Consider the following 18,796-nt stretch of genomic DNA (forward strand, 5'->3'; position numbering starts at 1 on the left):
ATGAGTGTAACACCCCAAGCAACTCCCACAACTCCAAAACGAACAGGGGGCAACAAGTTTTCTGTTCAAACAATCTTGCTACCCATAGCAGTAGTATTAGTGGTGCTATTCAGCCTAGCACCGGCTTTATGGCAATTGCTCACCTCGTTTAAAGTCAATGAAGATATCGCCGCCGTCCCTACCGTCTATTTTCCGACGCGATTTACTTTCAATCATTACATTGAGTTATTTACTCGCCGTCCATTTTGGCGATATATTTTTAATAGTGCCTTCGTATCTATTATCTCTACATCTGTAGCTTTAGCGATCGGCGCACCTGCTGCTTATGCCCTGGCAAGGTTACGCCCTTGGGGTGGAAAAGTTATCCTCGCCAGCATTCTGATTGTGACTTTATTTCCGGGAATTTTATTGTTTTTAGGACTGTTAGAAATTATTCAAGCCCTGAGACTGGGTAACAACTATTTGGCGCTGATTATACCATACACTGCCATCAATTTGCCCCTGACAATTTTAGTCCTCAGAAGCTTTTTCGAGCAATTACCAAAGGACTTGGAAGATTCCGCTAGAGTCGATGGCTACAACACCTTTCAACTGCTGTGGCAAATTGTGCTACCAATGACCCTCCCCGCCCTAGTCACAACAGGGATTCTCACCTTTATTTTTGCATGGAATGAGTTTATCTTCGCTCTGACATTTATGACCCGCGAAGAGTTGAAAACAATTCCCGTGGCTGCTGCTCAATTAGGTGGTGCAACCGTATATGAAATTCCCTACGGCTCCATCGCGGCTGCAACTGTCATCGGGACTATACCCTTAGTTTTACTAGTTTTGTTTTTCCAACGCAGAATTGTCCAAGGTTTGACTGCTGGCGCTGTAAAAGGATAGAAAAATGGCTAAACTTGAACTCAAAAATTTAAATAAAACCTATAATCCCAAAGTCATCCCTGTCAAAGATGTTAGCTTAACTGTAGATAACCATGAATTTTTGACTCTACTCGGCCCTTCCGGTTGTGGTAAATCTACCGTCTTACGCATGATTGCTGGACTTGAGGAACCTACTCGTGGTCAAATCAAAATTGGCGATGTGGATGTCACCAATAAGCGAGCAGCCGATCGCAATATTGCAATGGTATTCCAAAGCTATGCACTTTATCCCCACATGACGGTGTACGAAAATCTCGCTTCTGGGTTGAAGCTGAAAAAAGTACCACCAGCAGAAATTAAACGGCGGGTAGCAGAAGTAGCCGAGGTTTTGGGGTTAGAAGAGTTAATGAACCGTAAGCCTGGGCAAATGTCTGGAGGTCAACGCCAGCGTGTTGCGGTCGGTCGGGCTTTAGCGCGTAATGCCGATGTCTACCTGCTAGATGAACCGTTAAGCAACCTAGATGCACTGCTGCGCGAACGAGTGCGAGCCGACCTCAAGCAAATCTTCGCCGCCCAAAAAGTGCCAGTAGTCTACGTCACCCACGACCAAACAGAAGCGATGACGCTCTCCACAAAAGTAGCCTTGCTGAACAATGGCTACGTACAGCAACTTGACCCACCCGACCGCATTTATAACCATCCAGCTAACTTATTTGTAGCAGAATTTGTGGGCAGTCCCCAAATGAACTTGCTGACTCTACCCTGTCAGGGAAGATACGCCCTACTGGGGAACTTCCAAGTACACCTGCCAGATATACCCATTGTACCACCCCAGATTGTCTTGGGAATCCGCCCAGAAAATGTCCGCATTGCTCAAAGCGGTGATACCCAAACTATCCGAGGGCGAGTGTATTTAGTGGAAAACTTGGGTATGCACTATTTGGTCAGCGTCAGGGTTGAAGGTTCACCAACCGGAGCGCTAACAGTACGTGCTTTGTTGCCAATAGATCAAAATTGGAGTGGCGAGGATATTACCCTAGCATTGCCCCCTGAGAATATTCATTGGTTTGATGTTGAGTCTGGTCATGCTCTTGTCAAGCGGCAAATGTTAGGTGTGAGGGGCTAGCAAGACATGAATATTTAAACTTAATACCAATTCAAAAAATATTGGCAACACATCCATTATCTGTAGGGACGCACATCTGTGCATCCCCACTCATCTGCGTTTATCTGCGTTTATCTGCGTTCAATTTTTTCAAATCTATTGCCACATTTTAGCCTTGCCACGCCAGTAGATATTATTGTTATTAGGACTTACGCATAAAAACGAAAAATCAAGGGTTTGGGCAAGGGTGTAGGGGTATAGGGGTATAGGGGTGTAAATCTTTAAAACCCTTACACCCTTACACCCTGTCTCAACAGATAACCTTGGTGCGTAAGTCCTGGTTATGATTCATTTGGCATAGTTCTTATTTGAGAAAATAACCTAATTAACAGATGTGGTTTGGGAAAATCATCAATAAATTAAGCCTATATACTATTTTGTGCTTCCCAAGGAGATTTATATGTTACCTTTTGTTGTTTTGATTGCCAGTTACGCTATTCTCTCCACATTGTTCATTTCTCATATTGATTAACTTGAGCGGCGGATAGCAATTCAATGAGTGATATTTCTACTCATATAGCGGTTTTCAAGTCAGTGAGGTACAGAAAAAATGATTGAACGCAGATGAACGCAGATGGACGCAGATGAATCTGTATTCTATCCGATCGCAATCCGCTATAAGTTCCTGTATCCTGTGGAAAATAATCAGGTTTAACTTAGCTGAAAATATGGAAAATAAAACATGATTATAGAATACTTAACATTCTTCACATTGCTGTCAGCATCTCTTTTCTCAGTCATGCAACAAATGAGTCTTGCTTTGGATGAAGTAGATATTGAAAGTTTTATTCTTTGGTCAGGTGTTGCTGCTGTCATTGCTGGTTTACCTATAATGTTGTGGTAAATTGCCAGCAAGTAGATAATTCCAGTTGAGCATATTTAACTTGTATAAATTTAAAGTTAGTAGGGTGCGTCAGTATAAATACTTTCTGGGTACAATCAGTTTTTCTCGTACTGACACACCCTAAATTTTGAAGGTTTTTTATCTGGAACTCCCTTCAAGGGCTTTTTAGTTTCACTCCTCACCCATTGTGCTTTCTTAATAGGATTTATACTCTTTAAACGATGTAACTTTACCTGTTTTATCAAATGCCATAACTGTAAATGGCTGTTTTTTATCTCCCATTTCCATTCCTGGTGTTCCTATAGGCATCCCTGGTACAGTTAAACCTAAAACTTGCGGCTTTTGTTGAAGAAAACTCTTAATATCGTCGGCGGGAATATGCCCTTCCATCACATAGCCATCAATAATTGCTGTGTGACAAGATGCTAACTCTTGAGGCAAGTTGTACTTTTGTTTAATTGCCTCTATATCATCGGTTTTGATATCTGCTTGGATGTTAAACCCTTGCTGGCGTAGATGTTCCACCCAAGCACCACAGCAACCACAAGCGGGACTGCGATAAACTTTAATGTCTCTTGTTCCTAAATAAGGTTCGGTTTGCTTGTCCCAAAGACTGACGTTGATTAATGATACAGAATTGCTGCCTAAAATCTGTGGATGGTTAATACCTGTAACCTCTTCTGCTTTGCTTGATAAATTGGCTGTGCCATAGGTTATTGCTAAAATCCCAATAGTCACAATTACTAGGAATAAATAACTTGACAATTTACTCATCCAAGTAGAAAAGCGTTCGTGCATTGTTAAGACCTCGCAGAAGTTTTTTAATATTGTAGGACTTACGCAAGTGTCATCATCAAACTAACTGTAGGGTGCGTCAGCCCCAATATTTTCGTAAACATCACAGGATTTTCTAAATCTGACGCACCCTACCCCAAGTGCCAGTTGCGTAAGTCCTATATTGATATTACATCCAATTCCATCCCATAAGGATCTGGTTGATTAACCCTAAGTCTGCGCTCAGGAATATGATGACAATCCAAGTCTACCGCATTGAGGGGAATGCAAATATCCTCATAGGAGCGATCGCGTAACCGCAAGAGCGTAGCTGATCGCACTCTCGTCTCTAGTCGCTCAGGCGCTACGGTAATTGTGGGATAGTCATCCTCACCCATAAGCACCGAGCCAAGGGCCAATAGGTTTATCTGGTGTGTTTTCAATATGCAGTTCCTGCTGGTAAATTTCAAAGCCTCGACTTTGATAGTTTCTCAGTGCATAAGGACTATCCAAACTACAAGTGTGTACCCATATTCGTCTTGCTCCCATTTCCCAGCCGCGTTTTACTCCTTGACTAAGTAAGTATCCTCCCAACCTTTGCCCTATAAACTGGGGCATAATGCCGAAATAAGCAATTTCTACATTATCTTCTGGTTGCTTTTCTAGTTCGATATATCCGGCTGGTGTACCCGAAATGTATGCTACCCAAGTTTCCAATTCTGGTCGATGCAGATAAATTTGCCAACGCTCGTAATTCCAACTTAAGCGGTTAATCCAATAGTAATTTCCGCCTACACTAGTATAAAGAAAGCGGCTAAACTCAGGTGAAGGAATTTTTGCTTGTTCAATTCGCAATTGATAGTCCCCTGGAGTAGATGGACGTAGCTGCTTGGGGTCTAACATTTCTAAATACCAAGTGGTTACTTCTTGCAGCATAATTTGAGATTGGTCAACAAACAAAGGTCTTTATGTTGTGATAGATTCGACTGGAGTGTTATAAATTGTAAAAAGTAAATTATTAAAAGTTACTCTATTCCTATGACTGTAAAACTTGAGAACGAAAACGATAAATCACAAGCAGACAATATTATAACTATAAATCAACAAACAGAAACCGAAAAAATACTCTGTCCTCATTGTTTACGCACCGCCACGAACGGTATTAAATGTAAAGGGATCTGTGTGGCTGACAGTGACTATTAACAGGGGACAGGGGACAGGGGACAGGGAATAGTTGTGAAAGTATCTTATTGTCAAGGTTAAGTTTCTCAGTTGCGAATTGGCATAAATAAGCCATCAACAGCAGGTTGTTGATACTATGTTGCAGTCAAAGATAGTATCTTACTCTCCGCTACTTCCCGTTCCCCTCTTGGGAGGGGCTAGGGGTGGGTTGCTCCCTTGCCTGCAAAAACAAACATCTTTAAACACAACTTGGTATGATATTACAGCAGTTTCGCTATTCGTGAAATACTGTAGAGACGTTACATATAATGTCTCTACATGGTTTTGGGTTCTACGCTTGTACCTCATTTACCCAAAATATACTGTATTACAGTAAATTATAAATAAATTATCAGCAACTAAACTTTTCTTATAAAGAAAAATCAGGAATGGGAAACAAAGCTTTCCCATTCACTGAAAAACAACCAACGTAGCAGAGAAAGATAGATAAAAGTAAAGTACTAATTCCGCATAAAAACGATTGAAAAATGGCGGAAACGGTAAGGCAAAACACCTAAAACTTGTTTACTTCTATAACATACCTCCAGATTTTGATGAATGTTTGTAGGTAGGGTGGGAGGAAATAAACCACCCAATGTTCAACTAGATTAACTAGCAGCTAATAACCAACAATCAATCTATTTCTTCTCACTAGAAACGATTTCTACATTACCTTTTGCTAGGGCTTCTAATGCTTCGCCTTCAGCATCTTCTTGTCTCTTTTCTTTTTCATCTTGAGCTTGTGCTGTGGCGGTCAGTTTGGCTACTTGTTCATCGCTTTCGAGAATACCGAATTCAATCAACAAATCTTCTAGCTCGTCCATCTCTAGAGGAGTAGGAACAGCCATAAAAGTGTTATCGATAATCTTGCTCGCCAAGGCGCGATATTCATTTGCTTGGTTGCTGTCAGGCGCATACTCGTTTACAGTCATCCGACGCAACTCAGCGTGTTGCACAATATTGTCACGAGGTACAAAGTGAATCATCTGAGTGCTAATACGTCTAGCCAATTCACTAATTAAATCCCATTCGCGGTCTGTTTTGCGGCTGTTACAAATCAAGCCACCCAAGCGCACGCCACCGGAATGTGCATATTTGAGAATACCGCGAGAGATGTTATTAGCCGCAAACATCGCCATCATTTCCCCAGAGGTAACAATGTAGATTTCTTGCGCTTTCCCTTCCCGAATTGGCATGGCGAAACCACCACACACAACGTCCCCCAATACGTCGTAAGATACGAAGTCTAGGTCTGTGTATGCGCCGTTTTCTTCAAGGAAGTTGATGGCGGTGATAATACCACGACCAGCACAACCGACACCGGGTTCAGGGCCACCAGACTCAACGCACTTAATACCACGGAAGCCTTCGATCACGACTTCTTCTAGTTCGAGGTCTTCTACTGCACCTTTTTCCGCAGCTAGGTGTAACACGGTGGTTTGGGCTTTACAGTGCAGCACCAAACGAGTAGAGTCTGCTTTGGGGTCGCATCCCACAATCAAAATTCGCTTACCCATTTCCGCCATTGCAGCGAGGGTGTTTTGCGAGGTGGTAGATTTACCAATACCGCCTTTACCGTAGAAAGCAATCTGTCTAATGTTTTCGTCGGACATGATGATTTAGTCTCCAAGTAATTGTGATTTTGTGGGTCTGCGAGGGACAGTTTGAGCCTGTGTAGAACGTCTTTGGCGGTGCGCGTTCTACTGCTACAGCAATGAGTGTTGAATACATATTGTTGGTGGGAATTTTTAAGTAAGAAGGTTTGGCGTTGTTGAATGAGAGTAAGAATTTATTTCACGCATTCGCGCAGCGTCTCGTAGAGAAGGCGCAAAGGACTGAAGAGTAAAACAAATGAGGGAGTAACCCACCCCTAGCCCCTCCCAGGAGGGGAATAGGGAGATAAGGAGAATAACTATGGACTAATGACTAATGACCAATGACTAATCCTATATAGTCGCTACAACTTCGCCAATTTTGCTGATGTCATAGCCGCCGAGGACTTCTAATTGTGAGTGAACCATGCGATGGCCTAATGTACTCAACAACTGTTGGATAGGGGCTTCTTCTAAGTACTCTTTGAGAATTACTAGGTCGTATCTAGATTGATGCAGAGGTACAAATCCTAAACCGAAGGTAGCGGCGACGGATGCTGTACTAATACCTGCGTCAACTAATCCGAATGCGATCGCTTGGGCAACATCTTGATGGCTGGTAACAATCTGCTCAAATCCTTTCACTGCTTGAAACGGTATCTGTTCTTGTTGCAGTTTTTGTTCTAATAGCATTCGACTACCAGCACCAACTTCTCGATTGACAATGGTTGCTTGTGCTTCTACTATATCACTCAGGGTCTTAAAACCCTTGGGATTACCAGACGGTACTAATAGCCCTTCTTCCCACAAACCAAGAGTAATTAACACAGCTTCCCTTCCAGCCAAGATTTCACGAGCAAATGGTAAGTTATGCTCTCCGGTCTTTGGGTCGTATAGGTGCATTCCGGCAATGTGTGCCTTACCTGCACAAAGACTCTGCAACGCAGATATGCTATTGGCGAAGGTAAAATGCACTCGTAATTGTGGATGCCAACGTTCTGTAGCTCTTGCCCACAGGGCAATTACAGGCGCACAACCAGCAATGACAACTGTATTATGCAGTGCTTCTAAGTTATCGTCTAACAGCCTCAAGCTGACTTTACCTTCACCTGTTTGACTTGCACCCTCTGCATCAGCCGGAATCATATCTTGGCGAAAGGCATCTTTACCCAATAAGGGGTAAGCTATCCATTGTCCGCCGACTCTGGCTAAACTCAGACGCACTGACTGACTAGGCGGTACAGGTTTTGCCAGTATGGCTTCAATTTGCGGTAAATCTTGGTCTTGCCAGAATAGATCCTCAACTTGACAACCAAGTGCTTTAGCTAAACGTAGTGCGATCGCCACTGAAGGGGCATATTGTCCTGATTCTACACCACTAATTGTCTGACGAGTCACACTAGCTATATTTGCCAAATCTTGCTGGCTCATTCCTAAGCGTGTTCTGATTGATTTCAAGTTATTTCTGAGGTTACTATCCTGCTTCATTGGCTTCTTTAGTTCTACATTTACACAAAGCCGTCGCGGATTTACCTTATATATATACTGTGAGTAAAAGTAAAGGTTTGGAATCCAACCAATATTTTCCAAAACCTAATATTCTTTCGCTCTTTCGATTCCCTATACGTCAAGCATAACATACAGCTTGCTAATTTACTTGCCCCAGAGAAATTTTTTTTAAATATTTTTTAGTAAGTATAATAACTTGATAAATTAACAATTTAAAATCTCCTATTCACATAACAGTAAATCGCCCATACACAGCGATTTTCCACGATTAACTTGCAGATATTACACCCTAGCTATTACCAATTAAATTGGTAAAATGAAGCAAAGAATACAGTTTTCTTGGCGAAATTTCGGTTTGATGCTTGATAGATAAGCAAGATAGACCTGAAGAAAATACCAACCAATTTGGTCAGGTGGGTAAATATCGCCCTGATCGCAAATCATGATTTCATGATAGATGAATATACCGTATTTAATCTTTCTGCACCATCGAATATTTGCTGTGCAGATATGAAAGAACAGGACTATTTTTAGCCTTATATTTATTGGAGTCAAACATGATTACCGAAGAAGACTTAGCTCAACAATTTAACGTGATTATTGAACATACTCATCCCCGCGTTTGGGAATTAATTCGCCACTGTTATGTCAGAGTAATTACACCCCAACTCAAGAACAAGCCTCTTCCCAATGCGAGATACATAGGAATTTATTGTCCTGAGAAATTGGTAACTGCTTTAATCACCCAAAAAAACTTACTTAAAGAAGTAGCAGCTTATGTAGGGCTTGTTGATGTTGTCTGTTTAAATGCTACAAATTTAATGCGATATCCCATGTCACAAATAAAGCAAAACTATCCACATTTATGGTTAGAGTTGCTTTGGGTTGTTAGTTATTAGTTATTGGTCATTAGTCCACAGTCAACAGTTATTCTCCCTCATCCCCCTGTTCCCCTCCAGGGAGGGGTTAGGGGTGGGTTACTCCCTTACTCCACACAATTATGAATCACATTCATCCAGATGATTTGCCTTCAAATCGAACAATATTATTGAGTAAAATACTTATTAGACAACTCGAAGAAGCAACTAAAAAAAGTTTCTTCTTGGCTTGTAACCGCATAGCCCGTATTTTATTGGCTAGTTGTCATTGGTATTTCAAAATTCATAGCGGTGTTCTTGTATTAATTATGATTTGTCCTGATATGGAAAGTTATCAGAACATCATGACAAGTATTCCCTATTTCACTAAGAATTTAAGGCGATTTGCAAATACAGCTAGTATTAGTGTTACTCCGCCAGTTAATTTAGGCGTACCTTGGATAATCGAAATCGACGAAATTGGGTTAGATAACGACGCACTCAATACGTAACCAAATAACTGTGTTGGGGCGAAAAAAAGCAATCTTAATAACTTGAGAAGTGGGCAAATCAGCAGATCAAAAATTGTGCGATTAGCTATTGTCAGGTAGGCGATCGCACAATATACAACTCACCCTTATTCTAGATATTCTGTCTAAGAATCTGCGTCTTCATCCTCGGTTTCTTCATCTTCAATAGTAAAATCGCTAATATAGTCACGCACAACACGCTCAAAAAATAAGGGAGCAGGTAAAGCAGTCCAATCACTGTAGTGACCAAAGCCGTAGCGCAGTGACTCCACAAAAGCTGCTAAGTCATCAGGGTTATCTTCTGGTTGACGTAAGGTAACAACAATTTCCAGGGGGTTGGGAGTAGGCCAGCGACCAGTAAAAGGAGCTTGTTTTGTGAGTAACCCAGTTTTTTTATCTAGACTGTAGTTTGAGCGATAGCAACTTTGACCACGAGTATATTGATGTGGTGATTCACGCGCCACAGATAGATAAGCTACGCAGCCAGTTTGGTTAGTCGCGCTGAGTCGAAATAAGCCAGTTGCACTAGATGCCGAAGGAATTTCCCGCGTATGCGGCAGCTTCTTTAGTTCCTCTTTAGTTCTGGTATCTTCTACAGAGGTTTCTATTAAGTGTCTGGCTTTTTTCTCAATAATGCCAGGGGCAATTTCTTGGCGTATGCGAATTATACGTGCGCCTTGCCAGTTAACCTCCATGTTTTCATGCTTATTACCAAGGTTAATTTGATTAGAATTTATTCTAATATCAGCTAACCAAGGCCATAGTTGAACGCAGTTGGAAGAATCAATCATAACCAATGGTTGCTTCCCTCCTTTCACAGAATCGGAAACAACCTGTTCCACAAAGTCCATGAATCGAGTTTTGCGTACTTCCTCTTTATCAGCCAGTTTAATAGGAGTAAGTTCAGCAACAAAAGCTCGTCCATCAGAAAAACTCGTCCACGAACTGATTACTAAATTTCCTCTATCATAAGCACAGCAAAATTCACATTTACCTGTATCTACATTGATGCGGATTGCTATTGGTAAAAATGTACCTTCTATTTTACCACGAACGCGACCTTTTTGTTTACGGACAATTGTAATTACAATAATTTCTTTTGGTCTAGCTTCTGGGGGAATATTTTGCAGATACTTATCAACTTTTCCTTTGACATCATCAATGCGACCAGAATGAGCAAAAATTAAATCTTTCAGTGCTGACTGCATCCGATGGAAAAAGTCTGCAAGTTTGAGACGATTTGTTGTCCTTGTTTTTTCAATAGGTAGTAAAAACTGCACAGCAGCACCAACCTTTGCTAATGCTTGACGAGTTGAAGGTTTGTTAACTTTATCGTCAGGTTTAACAGTGTTTTGACCATTAGGATTTGGATAAAACTGTCGTGCCATTATTAAGCAGAAAGTTGGCTGATTGAGCTTTTCAATCTGTTGTGCAGTAGATTCCCATGCTTTAATTCGCTCACGCGATCGCTCTTTAGCATTCAAATCTTTTCCTGATAAACTTTCTCTTGGCCCGTGCGTATCTTCTGGCAAGCGACTAATTTCTATGTCAAGAGTATTACCCCACAAAACTTGAGTAACTTTCTGCAACAGTTTTGCTTCAGTTTGTAACTGAGCTTCATAAAATATAAATAATAAAGGTCGTTCATTCGGATATAATCGCTGCATTGCTGCTTGGTTTGCCTGAATAATGGCTTGGAGATCATCTGTCTGATTAGGTGTAGGTTTGCTAAATTGCAGAGCTTTTCTTCCCCAATGAACACCTTCTAAGCGAATGCTAAAGTATTTACTTAGTAAGTCATCAATTTGTTTCTCGTTGAATTGATCGAAATATTTCGGAGTAAATTCCAAGTTGGTATTTGTTTCCAGAGCTTCCAAAACACCACCAAGCAGTGTAGGAAGATTAATCATGCGCGATGCTGTATCATCTAGTTTGTGGGTAGATGCTATTTTTTTGTAATCCTTAAATATTTCGATTCCTAATGGTTGAATAATTTTTGCGATCGCCTCAAACGCATCTAATTTATCGCGCTCTGGGACACCTGTTTCAATCCCGTAGGTTTCAAAAGTTTCTTCGTCTTCTTCTGAATTATCTTGTAGCCCATTACGGTAAGTTAGAAGTACCTCACAGCTATTAGTTGAGGCTAAACCTCTAGCGATTTCTTGTCCATCACAAGATGACCCCAAATTTAATTCTCTCCGCAATATTTCAAAATCTTTATCTGTTCTCCAAACCAATTTTACCGAATCTTCCTTGTTAGTTTTACCATTTTTGCCGTTTTTGTCTTGTTCGCATCTTACTTGATAGCTAAAGGCTCTATCAGTATGCTCTTGAGAAAAGATGAAACCGCTAATCTTTCTACGGTCATATTTAGGAGCTTTTAAATGGGTGAACCAGCGACGTTTAGAAACTTCAACTTTTAATAAAGGTTGATGTAAAGATGGGTAAGTAACAACTTCCAATCTCACTACAAAACTGAATTTTCCTTTTGCGCCATCCAAAGAAATCGGATCTGTGATCAGTTCTGCAATACCAGAAGTAAATGTACCACTGCTGAAAATAACACGTTTCATCGGCTTTAAATCTGGAAAAATAACTTGTCCAGCAATTTGACGAGCCACATAATCTGCAAGCATTCGATACGCATATTTATCTTTAGGTTGAGTTGTATCCGTCTCTTTATTCCAAGCCCAAGGTAATACTTGAGATTTGAATGGAGAAACTGTTATTAACTCTCCTCTTTCTTGCAAATCCTTCAAGCTCTCAATAATGTCTATTGATATATCTTCCTTCTCAGCAAATGGTTTGAGATAGTTTGTCAACCAATCATTAATAATTGGGCGAAGTATTCTATTTATTTCTTCTTCATTGCCGCCAGTAATGTAAACAAAGGGTTCTGGTACAGCATTGACAGCATATTTAGCATAATTCAAGGCATATTTGCTAAGACCTATCTCTGGTTCAATTCGTGTTGCATCTTTTAATACTACTTGTAAAAAATTCCGCAATGAGCCATAAGGAATATTTTTGACATTAGCTCCTTGTTGAATCTTGCCGAAACATTGCAAAGCTGGTTTTGTCCAAGTAAGAGTAAACCCCTCTACTATAATTGGAGGTAGTTTATCTGGTACTGTAAAAGCTAGAGGAAATTTGGCAATTGATTTGATTGCACCTTGCTGAATATACAATGTATCTGAGACGAAATCACCTTCAGTTTCTTCGTCTTCCTCTTCTGCCAATAAATCTTCTTCCAATTCAATTTCATTATCAAAATCGTTAATCATTTTTACATCTCCAATAGTGTTGAAAACTCGTCAAAACCTGCTTCTTCATCCGCCAATTCTTCTAAGGAATGTAATTCACCAGGATAAATTACTCCTTGAATGCGCTGTAAAGGTTCTAGAAATTCGCCATACAGTTCTTGATAAATTTCTCGAATTACGGGGTCTTCATGGTTCACACATTCTTCTAAAATAATTCGCATCTGAACCAGCATACTATCTCGTCCAGAGTCGGGTTTATCTTCTGTTGATTTTTTAGCCCAAGCTGCATCAACAAAGTAAACTGATACTGGGCATCCATTCCGCATTCCTCGACCAATTGTTTGCAGAATAGCTACCATTTGATTAGCCGTAAATGATTTGAATAGTTCAGTCCCCAAACGGCTGGCCATTAAGGGTTCACGTAACAATCTATTAGCAGTTAACCAGAGGTCTTTTCTTGATTGTCGCCAAGCTGTTGCTATGGCATTCAAATCTTCTGTTTCACTAAAAACTCGACTATCAAATTCTTGTGTTGCTCGTCCTGCCAAGCTGTACAAAAGCTGCATATCATTTTTGGTAGGATGAGGACGAGTGAGGAAGTAAATAGAGCCAATTGCTGCATCTAGTTTCCTGTCCCCTTTGGTGAAAACTATGTTGACACCTCTACCAATTGCCAGCATGGGAAAAATTAGAATGTCACAGTTTTCATCATCTCCTAATGCTTCACATTGAGCAGAAGTGATAAAATCTTTTGGTTGTTCTCCTTCTCTCAAAGAGTTAACAACTGCTTTTGTATGCCTACCAACATCAGGATAATAGTTATTGATGTATTTCTTAATATGGCGAGCTTGGTCATAACTGTTAACAACTAAAGCGGCTTTGCGACGAATATCAGACTTGACATCAAATTTATTCATGGCTTTATAAATTTCAGATTTAGTAGTTCCTCCTTTGACAAGAGCATCTACCATCAGCTGAAGATTCCGTTTTTGCAGTTCGGGATCGCCTGCGCCACTGTATAGTAGAGGTTGATCACCACGTTGGCTATCTGGAAACCATTTGAAACGATAAATGCTTTTTGCTGATGTATGATTTTTTGACTGACGTGCTTTGAGTAAATAATGTGGCCCGGCGTTAATATGATAGGCTGGACTGGCTTGTAAAAATGATGTGGCTGAGGTAATTAAAATAGCTGGACTAGCTTGTCCATTATCTGCTTCTAACAATCGATGAAAGCGGTGCATTAACATCCGAGGCGCACCTACAAATGTAATGTATGATAATTCCATATTTCTCGCAGCAGTGCGCGTTGTTTGTGCTTTGAAAAAACTGTATTGCACACCAGAAAATGAACCTAAAATGCTTTCTGGAATGAATTTTCTTAGTTCTGGTGATGCAGTAGATTCTACAATGGGATCACGAATGAAGCCTTCTGCAACCATTGTTCTTGTGCCTGGTACAATTCGCTGATAACCCAAAATTACGAATGTAACAGTTATTAGTAATTTAATTAAATCCTCGGCTTCGATAGTTAATTGATGTTTGGGAAAACAGAGTTTGAAAAATAATTCGATAATTTCTTGGACAATCGCATCACGTTGTTTAATCAGATTTTCTGCTAAGTAGCGGCGAAAATGCTGAATAAGAGTTTCCCATTCCTGTTCTAAGGTTTCTCTGTTTATGCCTATATAATGAGGCCAAAAATCAGCTTTAAAATCTTGAGGGTTATTCACACCTGTGCGGTCATAAAAGGCATTATATGCTGCTTTTTCCCAAAATTCAGCTAACGCTCGACTTCTGGTAACTTCAGTTTTTACCTCTTGTTCATCAATTTCATCTTGTTTAGTGGATTTTTTCAGAATATTCAAGAGTTCGCTAACAATTCGTAATACAGTCAACAATTGATTTTCATAGCGTTCTTTTACCCGCGACGCTGACATATTATGGATGGTGGTAATCAAAGAGGTATTATGATTGCCAAATTCCGCTAAGTCACGACTGTAAAGTTCTATATCCCGGTCAAATAGTCGATAGTTTTCACCACGAGCAAAGCGATTATGAATTTGTTCGAGAATGACTCTATGAATTGAGTGTTTTGAGCCAGAAATACTTAAAGTTGCCGCGCCATAATCATCTAAGACTTTCTGCACCATGTCGCCTTCATCGAAAACAACTAGGTCAAAGGTACGGGCAATTAATTCAAAATATCGTAATTGTTCGTAACTCGCATGGGGTGATATTTGAGTATCGAGCGATCGCACATGACCAACCCAAATATTAGCATCCAATAAATCTCGTTGTGCTTTGTTGCGACCGCACATTGTCCAGAGGGGACACAGGCATTTTTTCATCTTTCCCTGTTTCCCCCCTCCTTGCAATATCTCATTACAAGGTGCATAACCAAACCCCCACAAAGACATATCCGCAGTGGAAAAGGCTGGTAGAACGCAGTTCAGCCCAAAAACTTCTGCCTGTTCTAAAGTGTAAGCAAAACCACCATTGTTTCCTGTAGCGGCGATCGCTTCTGCAATATTATCTGCATGGCGACGACGAGTTTCATCACCTTGACCGACAAGCATTCCCACCTTAACTTGATGAAATGCCAAATCAGCCATGTACTGTCTAGCAACTTCAATTGAAGGAAACACAAACATTGCTTTATAGTCATGTAGCCCCAACCAGACAGCTATCAACACCAGTAAGGTTGTTTTACCCGACCCAGGCAAACCAATTAAGTGTTTGATATCCGCTAATTCCAGTACATCATCTTCTTTCCGCAGTCCTTTTCCCGCCTCCGACACCATCAGGTCAAAGCGTTCAAAGCGCTCTGCCCAGTTCCCAGTCCGTCGTTCAGGATATTGCTGTTCACGTTCGTCCATTTTCCGAGCCAAATCACGCAGTTCTTTTAGGGGAATGCGAATCTTTCCTCTTGGTTGGCGGTTGAGGGAATGGGTACGACGTGCAGCAATCGGCGCAGAGATACGCGGAATGTCTAACTTCACGGAAGTTGAGTCTTCACCTAACGCCACAGCCATTGGCTGACGAGGATCGGCAACTATAAAACCATAGGTATCGTAGGGCAAAGGGGAACTGAGAATTTGCCGCGCCTTTGTAATTAACGAATCTTCTAAAGCGTCAGTCCTTTGAAACTGAAGTGTTTCAATATCAATTTCATACGTCCCTTGAGTATTGTTTGAGTAATGATAATTGTTATAGAGAGCGATCGCGTGTTTAACTGACTGGTGCGTTACATAAGCCAGAGACATCTGCCGCATATTGAAAATAGCTTGACGAGCTTGTGCAAATGCAGGTGCATTTAAAATGCTGGCCATACCAGACATAACTACTGGTGCATACTCCAGTGAATTAGTGCCGATAAATTCTTCCATGAAGACGCAAAGCCAACAAATTCGCTCTGCACCTTTCCAAAAATCAGGTTTAGTTCGCATAAGGCATCTTCTTTATAAACTCAATGACGGCGGAAACTGACATAATTTCTAAACTGGCTGCATCACCTTTTTTATCAAGTGTTGATTTAAGGGTGGAAATGTAGCTTGGGTTATCTTCAATTAAGCGATCGCTCACAGCCAAAATCCGACGGCGATAATAAATCAGTCCCCCAATACTACGGTTGAGACGCAAAGCCAAAGTCACCGGACTTGTATAAGATTTAGCATCAATGCCAATTGCTCGTTCGTTAATTGATATATCGCATAAATCCGACTCTGGATAAAGTTCCGCATCTAGTCCGTTTTGTCTGGCTGTATCAAATATGGCTAATTCGTCAATAGCTGGGCCTGTCCAGTAGGTGAGAATTTGCGGCTTGGCAATGCGTAAAATGTCTTCGTTGGGATCTAGTTTGTCGGATACTTTTGGCAATTCATGACCAATACACTGGCGAATGGGACAGCGCCCTTGTGCAAATAGTTTATTGTTAGGATGAGGTCGCATCAGTGTACCGCAGTATGCACAACGGTTTGCTAAACCATCAATTAACCAGATATCCGGTACTAGGTCGAAAAATCTCTCAAGAATCATTCCCTGTAAAGGAGTTAAGTCATTCTTAACCAAGTAATCTAATAGTTGGTGTTGTCCAATCAGAGAATGCCTACCAAACAACTCTCGTAATGCCGTATAGGCTTTGTGCTGGCGGCGACCACCCAATCGTTGGGTTGCGTCGCATAACTCAGTATAAAGGCGATGTTCAATAACATTATTTTCCCCAAAACCGCCACTGAGGTTGGCAATCTCTGCACAGTCTGAGGTGGGAACTCGCAAATCTGGATCGATGATGGTTGCGTTAGCAAAGCGAAAGTCTGATTGGTGAAAAATTCCTAACCCCCAACGCTCAGAACCAAGCGGGTAGCGTGCGTTATCTAAGACAGTATGTACACAAGCAGCGCGATCGCATTGTCCTTCTTCAATATACAGACGACCCAATTTGCACATTGCTTGATAAAGTTCTGGTGGCAATGTACTATCCTCTTGACGGACAATTTGTTGTCCTGGTAGCAGTCGGTCATATTGGCGCATAATTCCCTGCGCTAACAAAACTACAGCATCTTCAGCCAGATCCGTTGCTGGTCTTTGTCCAGTAGGTAATGGCAAGGGGGTTGCAGTGATTGCGGGTAGCCATGTAGGATCTTGACCTTGAGCTTCGGCAAGAATTTGCATCTCCAAAGTATCATCTGTGAAAGAAGGCAATACTTGCGCGATCGCCGCCAGCGTCCAACCCTTCTTTAATAGTAAAGTTGTTGCCAATCCCTCCAAAATTTGACGAAATCCAAATTCTTGTCCTTTCGGTTGTGATAAAAGTTGCTTTGCTCTCCAAGACCGCACGGTTCGCAAGGCTGGTGGCTCTACTGACAGTTTCAGGTGTTCAATCTGCCGTTTAAGTTCTTTTGTCAGTGCCTCAGCAGTTCCCTGCCATTGACGCACACCTTCAAATTCCATATATTTAATTTACATCATTAACTGTTTACACTAAACGATGTAAATTACAATGTCAATAGCTTTTGCTGAATAAGATTAAGGTTGCGGTCTAAATTGAAACAATATTACTGAAAAGCTACACCCACAACGAGTTATAATCTCAATCCTGTTAACAAGAGTGCGATCGCCCATGCTAGGGTGTAGCTGATTGGACTATGAAAAATGAGTAGCGATCGCCGCCGCCATCCATGTAACAAATTTCTTGCTTTTCATAGAAAATATTTACGGTAAATTGCTTACTTATGGTAAGCTCTCTGAATACAATACCAAAAAAGTTAGAAATTAGTACCAACCAATTTGGTAAATATCAAGATACTCTTCGCTAGATAATAAAAAGGTTGACACGCATCTATATTAATTTATGCAAAAAACTTGATATTTGACGCTTTTCAACAGGGTAAAATTTTGCTCATGTCAGCAAGAGGAAAAGGGGCTTCTCTTGCACTCTTGCACTTAGCAAGGGGGAAAATCGAGACGGAAGCTCAACTCCGAAGAAAGTCAAGCGCCAAAGAAGGGCGGGGCTTGTACCTATGTTCTGCTCCGTTCCACTTATAGGGGGAAGGCTTGCTGTCCCTGCTCCCTGCCTCTGTTCTGATGCTACTAATACCCCAAGAAAAATGTTTTTGTTCAATGTAAATAATGAGGAAGTAGAAATGAACAAGATCGTAAAAATATTAATAATAGCCGTCTTTTCCTTCGTTATGTTTGCTTCTTCTGCTGTAGCCGATGAGTGTGGATCGGCAACCCAAAGTCAAATTCCTATAACCACTTTGGTAGGAACTTGGTCTAACGAGTTAGGATCAAAATTGACTATCAACAATGAAGAAAACGGACAAATTAGTGGTTATTATGAAACCGCTGTCTCCCAAGGTGGCTGTGCCAAAGGAAAATTCCCATTAGTAGGACGCACGAACCTTCCTTTGGTTGGATTCGTAGTTTCTTGGACAAACGAGTTGTCTAAATGTAATTCTGTTACTACTTGGTCAGGTCAACTGCAACAAAATAAACTAGTTACGACTTGGTTGCTTACACTAGGAACAGTCCCTAAAAATAATTGGCAATCTACTTATGTGAATAAAGATATCTTTACCAAAGAGAGCTTAACTAAATAGCGAAATTCCTATCTAAACTTCCTCATGCTTAACCAAGATGAGGAAGTTTTGTTTTTCTAAAATCTATTGATTT

General features: G+C 40.9%; 15 protein-coding genes. 7 read left to right on the forward strand and 8 right to left on the reverse strand.

Annotated elements, in window-relative coordinates:
• From H6G83_RS02665 to H6G83_RS02675, 3 genes are all read left to right on the forward strand, one after another.
• Nucleotides 1-885, forward strand: a complete 885-nt coding sequence (locus H6G83_RS02665; protein WP_190466550.1) for a carbohydrate ABC transporter permease — start codon at nucleotides 1-3, stop codon at nucleotides 883-885.
• Between the two features lie 4 nt (nucleotides 886-889).
• Complete coding sequence (locus tag H6G83_RS02670; protein WP_190466554.1) at nucleotides 890-1,990, forward strand: ABC transporter ATP-binding protein; 1,101 nt, start codon at nucleotides 890-892, stop codon at nucleotides 1,988-1,990.
• Between the two features lie 721 nt (nucleotides 1,991-2,711).
• A complete protein-coding gene (locus tag H6G83_RS02675; protein WP_190466557.1) occupies nucleotides 2,712-2,873 on the forward strand; it encodes a hypothetical protein in 162 nt (53 codons plus the stop codon).
• Between the two features lie 195 nt (nucleotides 2,874-3,068).
• Here the strand turns inward: H6G83_RS02675 and H6G83_RS02680 are convergent, their stop codons facing one another.
• The 3 genes from H6G83_RS02680 to H6G83_RS02690 form a co-directional block, all read right to left on the reverse strand.
• Nucleotides 3,069-3,671: a DUF411 domain-containing protein gene (locus H6G83_RS02680; protein ID WP_190466559.1), complete on the reverse strand. Its 603-nt coding sequence runs from the start codon at nucleotides 3,669-3,671 to the stop codon at nucleotides 3,069-3,071.
• Between the two features lie 155 nt (nucleotides 3,672-3,826).
• Nucleotides 3,827-4,045 carry a hypothetical protein gene (locus tag H6G83_RS02685; protein WP_190466562.1) on the reverse strand — a complete coding sequence of 73 codons (219 nt, stop codon included), beginning with the start codon at nucleotides 4,043-4,045 and terminating at the stop codon, nucleotides 3,827-3,829.
• Complete coding sequence (locus H6G83_RS02690; protein ID WP_190466566.1) at nucleotides 4,038-4,583, reverse strand: GNAT family N-acetyltransferase; 546 nt, start codon at nucleotides 4,581-4,583, stop codon at nucleotides 4,038-4,040. Before H6G83_RS02690 ends, H6G83_RS02685 begins: the two co-directional genes overlap by 8 nt.
• A gap of 102 nt (nucleotides 4,584-4,685) precedes the next feature.
• Between H6G83_RS02690 and H6G83_RS02695 the strand changes: the two genes are divergently transcribed.
• A complete protein-coding gene (locus H6G83_RS02695; protein ID WP_190466569.1) occupies nucleotides 4,686-4,850 on the forward strand; it encodes a hypothetical protein in 165 nt (54 codons plus the stop codon).
• 656 nt (nucleotides 4,851-5,506) lie between these two features.
• Here the strand turns inward: H6G83_RS02695 and nifH are convergent.
• Entirely contained in the window at nucleotides 5,507-6,481 is a 975-nt protein-coding gene (gene nifH / locus H6G83_RS02700) for a nitrogenase iron protein (RefSeq protein ID WP_190466572.1), read from the reverse strand.
• A gap of 333 nt (nucleotides 6,482-6,814) precedes the next feature.
• Nucleotides 6,815-7,948 carry a substrate-binding domain-containing protein gene (locus H6G83_RS02705; RefSeq protein ID WP_190466574.1) on the reverse strand — a complete coding sequence of 378 codons (1,134 nt, stop codon included), beginning with the start codon at nucleotides 7,946-7,948 and terminating at the stop codon, nucleotides 6,815-6,817.
• 578 nt (nucleotides 7,949-8,526) lie between these two features.
• Here H6G83_RS02705 and H6G83_RS02710 point away from each other — a divergent pair.
• On the forward strand, nucleotides 8,527-8,868 hold the full coding sequence (locus H6G83_RS02710; protein ID WP_190466578.1) for a hypothetical protein: 342 nt from the start codon (nucleotides 8,527-8,529) through the stop codon (nucleotides 8,866-8,868).
• Between the two features lie 101 nt (nucleotides 8,869-8,969).
• Nucleotides 8,970-9,338 (forward strand): hypothetical protein, encoded by a 369-nt coding sequence (locus H6G83_RS02715; protein WP_190466581.1) that lies wholly within the window; start codon nucleotides 8,970-8,972, stop codon nucleotides 9,336-9,338.
• 143 nt (nucleotides 9,339-9,481) lie between these two features.
• Here H6G83_RS02715 and H6G83_RS02720 read toward each other — a convergent pair whose 3' ends face one another.
• From H6G83_RS02720 to H6G83_RS02730, 3 genes are read right to left on the reverse strand one after another with little or no spacing between them, the layout of a single operon-like run.
• Nucleotides 9,482-12,640: an RNaseH domain-containing protein gene (locus tag H6G83_RS02720; RefSeq protein ID WP_190466586.1), complete on the reverse strand. Its 3,159-nt coding sequence runs from the start codon at nucleotides 12,638-12,640 to the stop codon at nucleotides 9,482-9,484.
• A 2-nt stretch (nucleotides 12,641-12,642) separates the two neighbouring features.
• The gene (locus tag H6G83_RS02725) at nucleotides 12,643-16,068 is read right to left on the reverse strand and encodes a pPIWI_RE_Z domain-containing protein (protein WP_190466589.1); all 3,426 of its coding nucleotides are present in this window, start codon (nucleotides 16,066-16,068) and stop codon (nucleotides 12,643-12,645) included.
• On the reverse strand, nucleotides 16,058-17,572 hold the full coding sequence (locus H6G83_RS02730) for a restriction endonuclease-related protein (protein ID WP_190466592.1): 1,515 nt from the start codon (nucleotides 17,570-17,572) through the stop codon (nucleotides 16,058-16,060). The genes H6G83_RS02725 and H6G83_RS02730 overlap by 11 nt, the downstream gene beginning before the upstream one ends.
• Nucleotides 17,573-18,264: 692 nt before the next feature.
• Between H6G83_RS02730 and H6G83_RS02735 the strand changes: the two genes are divergently transcribed.
• On the forward strand, nucleotides 18,265-18,723 hold the full coding sequence (locus H6G83_RS02735; protein ID WP_190466595.1) for an avidin/streptavidin family protein: 459 nt from the start codon (nucleotides 18,265-18,267) through the stop codon (nucleotides 18,721-18,723).
• Nucleotides 18,724-18,796 lie beyond the last annotated feature (73 nt).

This window comes from Anabaena azotica FACHB-119 (assembly GCF_014697625.1).
Taxonomy (GTDB): Bacteria; Cyanobacteriota; Cyanobacteriia; order Cyanobacteriales; family Nostocaceae; genus Trichormus; species Trichormus azoticus_A.

Bases quoted from the DNA above. Each gene is read 5' to 3' on its own strand.
- H6G83_RS02730 (WP_190466592.1), bottom strand. From the start codon at position 17,572: ATGGAATTTGAAGGTGTGCGTCAATGGCAGGGAACTGCTGAGGCACTG.
- H6G83_RS02690 (WP_190466566.1), bottom strand. From the start codon at position 4,583: ATGCTGCAAGAAGTAACCACTTGGTATTTAGAAATGTTAGACCCCAAG.
- H6G83_RS02715 (WP_190466581.1), top strand. From the start codon at position 8,970: ATGAATCACATTCATCCAGATGATTTGCCTTCAAATCGAACAATATTA.
- H6G83_RS02670 (WP_190466554.1), top strand. From the start codon at position 890: ATGGCTAAACTTGAACTCAAAAATTTAAATAAAACCTATAATCCCAAA.
- H6G83_RS02680 (WP_190466559.1), bottom strand. From the start codon at position 3,671: ATGCACGAACGCTTTTCTACTTGGATGAGTAAATTGTCAAGTTATTTA.
- H6G83_RS02720 (WP_190466586.1), bottom strand. From the start codon at position 12,640: ATGATTAACGATTTTGATAATGAAATTGAATTGGAAGAAGATTTATTG.
- H6G83_RS02685 (WP_190466562.1), bottom strand. From the start codon at position 4,045: ATGGGTGAGGATGACTATCCCACAATTACCGTAGCGCCTGAGCGACTA.
- H6G83_RS02695 (WP_190466569.1), top strand. From the start codon at position 4,686: ATGACTGTAAAACTTGAGAACGAAAACGATAAATCACAAGCAGACAAT.
- H6G83_RS02705 (WP_190466574.1), bottom strand. From the start codon at position 7,948: ATGAAGCAGGATAGTAACCTCAGAAATAACTTGAAATCAATCAGAACA.
- H6G83_RS02710 (WP_190466578.1), top strand. From the start codon at position 8,527: ATGATTACCGAAGAAGACTTAGCTCAACAATTTAACGTGATTATTGAA.
- H6G83_RS02665 (WP_190466550.1), top strand. From the start codon at position 1: ATGAGTGTAACACCCCAAGCAACTCCCACAACTCCAAAACGAACAGGG.
- H6G83_RS02735 (WP_190466595.1), top strand. From the start codon at position 18,265: ATGAACAAGATCGTAAAAATATTAATAATAGCCGTCTTTTCCTTCGTT.
- H6G83_RS02675 (WP_190466557.1), top strand. From the start codon at position 2,712: ATGATTATAGAATACTTAACATTCTTCACATTGCTGTCAGCATCTCTT.
- H6G83_RS02725 (WP_190466589.1), bottom strand. From the start codon at position 16,068: ATGCGAACTAAACCTGATTTTTGGAAAGGTGCAGAGCGAATTTGTTGG.
- nifH (WP_190466572.1), bottom strand. From the start codon at position 6,481: ATGTCCGACGAAAACATTAGACAGATTGCTTTCTACGGTAAAGGCGGT.